The organism is Nonomuraea zeae, assembly GCF_005889725.1.
Taxonomy (GTDB): domain Bacteria; phylum Actinomycetota; class Actinomycetes; order Streptosporangiales; family Streptosporangiaceae; genus Nonomuraea; species Nonomuraea zeae.
Genome location: NZ_VCKX01000545.1, coordinates 1 through 3,793, shown reverse-complemented (window position 1 = coordinate 3,793; position 3,793 = coordinate 1). Strand labels below are relative to the sequence as shown.

Annotated in this window: 4 protein-coding genes; 1 reads left to right on the top strand and 3 read right to left on the bottom strand. The window is 71.4% G+C overall.

The features are described 5' to 3' along the window. The 3 genes from ETD85_RS60835 to ETD85_RS60825 form a co-directional block, all read right to left on the bottom strand. Positions 1-552, bottom strand: a 552-nt coding sequence (locus ETD85_RS60835) for a deoxyribodipyrimidine photo-lyase (RefSeq protein WP_138698862.1), incomplete at its 3' end; no start/stop codon positions are given. Between the two features lie 151 nt (positions 553-703). Continuing rightward, positions 704-1,048, bottom strand: a complete 345-nt coding sequence (locus tag ETD85_RS60830; protein ID WP_138698861.1) for a VOC family protein — start codon at positions 1,046-1,048, stop codon at positions 704-706. 54 nt (positions 1,049-1,102) lie between these two features. Next, a complete protein-coding gene (locus tag ETD85_RS60825) occupies positions 1,103-2,362 on the bottom strand; it encodes a multidrug effflux MFS transporter (protein ID WP_138698860.1) in 1,260 nt (419 codons plus the stop codon). Between the two features lie 310 nt (positions 2,363-2,672). On the opposite strand from ETD85_RS60825, the gene ETD85_RS60820 reads away from it, so the two are divergent. Continuing rightward, on the top strand, positions 2,673-3,719 hold the full coding sequence (locus ETD85_RS60820) for a ketoacyl-ACP synthase III family protein (RefSeq protein ID WP_138698859.1): 1,047 nt from the start codon (positions 2,673-2,675) through the stop codon (positions 3,717-3,719). The last annotated feature ends 74 nt before the right edge of the window (positions 3,720-3,793 follow it).

Here is a 3,793-nt window from a genome sequence, read left to right as displayed (position 1 = left end):
GCCCGGCATGACCCCACCCTCCTCGTGCCGGGGCAGCCGCCCGGACGAGAGGCCGGAGGGCAGCCGGACCTGGCCCGGCGGCGGCAGCACCGGCCGGCGACGATGGCGCCGCCAGGCATTCCAGTACGGCGTGAAGACCCGGTAGTGGTCCCCGCCGCCGGAAGGCAGCAGCGCGTCCGGCGGCACGGCGGTGACACCGGGAAAGCGGACGAACTCCACCCGCTCCCCGGCAAGACGCGCCTCACGCCGCCGGGCCAGCGAGCTGACGTCGGCGCTGGCGTGGATCGCCGTCGCACCCACCTCACCGGCCAGCTTCATCGTCTCGCCAACGACGTCCCCGTGCCGCACGACCAGGTCGCCACCGCGCTCCCGGAGCGAGGCCCGCAGATCGGCCAGGCACTGCAGCAGGAAACCGTGCCGCCTGCCTTCAGGCACGGACGGGTCCAGCACGAACAGCGGCACCACCTGCCCGGCCCGCTCGCAGGCGGCGGCCAGCGCCGGATGGTCGTGCACGCGCAGGTCCCTGTTGAAGAGCACGATCACTGTGTCCACCGGAACAGTGTGGTCAGGGGCGGCTCCGACAGCACGACGCAGCGCCGGAGAGAGACCGGCTCGGGTGAGCGGGGAGTCCCTGGCCGTGGACGAATCGGGCGACCTTGTCCGGGGTGCCAAGGGCCGGCGTACCCGGAGCGTCGCGCCCGGATCAGCCGGTCGGCGCCTCCGCGAGTGACAGGCTGTTGCCGTCCGGATCGAGGACTTCGACGTGGCGCACGCCGTTGCCGTAGGTCTCCACGGGCTCGTGCTCGATGCCGTGCGCGGCCAGCCGGGCCAGGATGTCGTCGAGGTCGGTCACGCCGAACGTGATCATCGTGCCGCCCACCCGTGCGGACCGTACCTGCCGGTCATCGATGACGACCCACGCGTTCTCACCGACCTGCCACAGGTACTCCTCGCCGATGATCTCGTCCGCCGGCCGCCCGAAGAACACCTCGAACCACTTCTGCGATGCCGCCCGGTCACGCACGCACACGACGCTGTACAGGTCCACCGGAACCACTCCTTCCTGCCGATTCAAGAGTGAGACCGCTCCTGCGGCCGGAACTCATCGGGGCCGGTCAAAGGCGTGGTGAGTCTGCCCGGCCCCCGCCGTGCGCCCCCGAGCCCCGCGCGCCAGGAAAAGGGACAGCGCGGCGAGGCCGAAGGCGGCCAGCATGATGGCGGCCATGGAGATCGTGCGGCCGTCGCCGAAGAGGCCCGACAGGGGTGAGGCGGCCGCGCCGAGGATGAACTGGCTGCCGCCGAGCAGGCCGGAGGCCGCTCCGGGAGCGTCGTGGCCGAGCGACTGGACGATGGTCGTGGTGGCGGGCAGCGCCGTGCCGAGGCCGGTGACCGTGACGAACAGGCAGGCCCAGGTGGCGGCGAAGGAACCGCCGGTCGTGACCAGGGACACGACCAGGGCCGCCGTACCGGTGCCGGCCACGGACAGCCCCGCGACCAACAGGGTGTCCGCCCGGACGCGGGCGGACAGGCGGCCGAAGAGGAGGCTGGAGGCCAGCATGCCGAGGGCGTTGACGGCGAAGACGAGGCTGTAGCGTGCCGCCGAGAGGCCGTAGACGTCCTGGAAGACGAACGTCGAGCCAGCGATGTAGGTGAAGAGCGCGGCCCCGGTGCAGGACGAGGCGAGCACGTACCCCACGAGGGCGGGCCGCCCGGCGAGCATCGCGATGGCCTTGACCACGCCGGTCACCCCGCCCGAACGCCTACGTTCGGCGGGCAGGCTCTCCGGCACCCAGGCGAGGATCCCCGCGATCAGCAGCACGCCGAAGCCCGCCAGCGCGGCGAAGACGAGGCGCCAGGAGCCGACCCCGAGGATCGCCCCGCCGAGCACCGGCGCGACCACCGGGGCCATGAACACGATCGCCGACAGGGTGGCGAAGTGGCGGCCGGCCTCCGGAGTGCCGTGGAAGCGGTCGGTGAGCACGGCCCGGGCGACCACCATGCCCGCCGCCCCCGCGACCCCCTGTAACAGCCGTACCGCGTCGAAGATCTCGATTCTGGGGGAGACCGCGCAGGCGACCGACAGCACCGTGAACAGCGTGGCGCCGGCCAGCAGGACGCGGCGGCGGCCCACCGCGTCGCTGACCGGGCCCAGGAGGAGCTGCCCCGTGGCGAGCCCCACGAGAAAGGCCGTCAGGGACAGCTGGACCGTGGAGTCCGCGGTGCCGAAGGACCTGGCCAGGCCGGGGAAGCCGGGCACGTACATGTCGATGGCCAGCGGAGCGACCGCGGTCAGGGCCGCGAGCACGACAATGAGCCGGCCGGTGCGCTTCTGACCGGTGGCCAGAGCCTGGATCTGGGACATGGATGAGCTGCTTTCCGGCTTGGGGCATGGGCGGGAGCCGCCGGAGTTCGCTCCGCTCCGGGTACGCCGTTGATCATCGGCGGTGAAGATTATGCATCGTCCGTCCGAAGAATGACACCACTAGTCAGGGGTGATCCATTCGATTAGCATCGGCGCTGACTGCCCCCGGACATATTTGTCAACGTTCAGGGTTGCGAAGCTCGCCGTACGCATCGCCGGCCTGTGATCGGCAACCCGACAGTTTCCCCAGCAGAGGGTTATTCGTTCCACCACGCCCCGCGCCGCGGCATGCCGCGCTGAAGGAGGACAGGTGCGTACACCCGGCATCTACCTGCGCAGTATCGGCGTTCATCTGCCGCCGGTGGTCAGCATCGAGACGGCCGTCGCCGAGGGCCGTTATCCGGCCGACGAGATGGAGTACTTCCGCCTCGGCGGGGCCGCGGTGGCGGGTGACGTACCCGCTCCGGAGCTCGCGTTGCGGGCGGCCCGGCACGCGTTCGAGCGCTCGGACGGGATGTCGCCGCATGATCTGGATCTGATGCTGTACGCCGACGTCTGGCACCAGGGGCCCGAGGGCTGGCAGCCGCAGTTCTACCTGCAGCAGCATCTGGTGGGCGGTGACGTCCTGGCGGTCGAGCTGCGGCACGGTTGCTGCGGGCTGTTCAGCGCGCTGAAGCTCACCGCCGGGTACTTACGGCCGGGTGGCAGGGCGCTGCTGGTCGGCGCCGACAACCACGGCAGCCCGCTGGTCGACCGGTGGCGCATGATGGAGGGCTACGTGGTGGGCGACGCCGGGTGCGCGCTGCTGGTCACCACGGACCCGGGTTTCGCGGAGTTGCGGTCGGTCAACGTGGTCGTGCTGCCGGAGGCCGAATCGGTCAACGACGGTGGTGTGCCGATGTTCCCGCCGGACGCGACCGTGGGCCGGCCGCTCGACTTCGCCGCCCGGCACAGCGAGTTCCGCAAGCGCCTGGTGGCCCGCGACGGCGCCGGGGTCATGCTGGCGATCCAGTCGACGCTGATGGAGCTGGTCGATCGCACGCTCAAGGAGGCGGGGATCACGCTCGACGAGGTGGAGCGCGTGGCGTTCCCGCACGGGCGCTGGGACAACGTGGAGGAGCGGGTGAGCTGGTTCGGGCTGACCCTGGCCGACACCACCTGGGAGTACGGCGCCGGCATCGGCCATCTCGGGGTCAGCGACCAGTTCGTGGCCCTGGACCACCTGCTGGCCACCGGGGCGCTGGCTCGCGGCGACTATGTGCTGCTCGTCGGGGTGGGGTCCGGCAAGACCCTGGCCTGCGCGGTCCTGCGGATCCTCGACATTCCCGCGGAGTACGCCTCCGGCGCGGCCGGCTGAGCGGGCATGGCTGCGCGCAGCACTGCGGCGATCAGCCGGTCGTTCTCCCTTAGCCTCGCCGCCCCCGTGAGCAC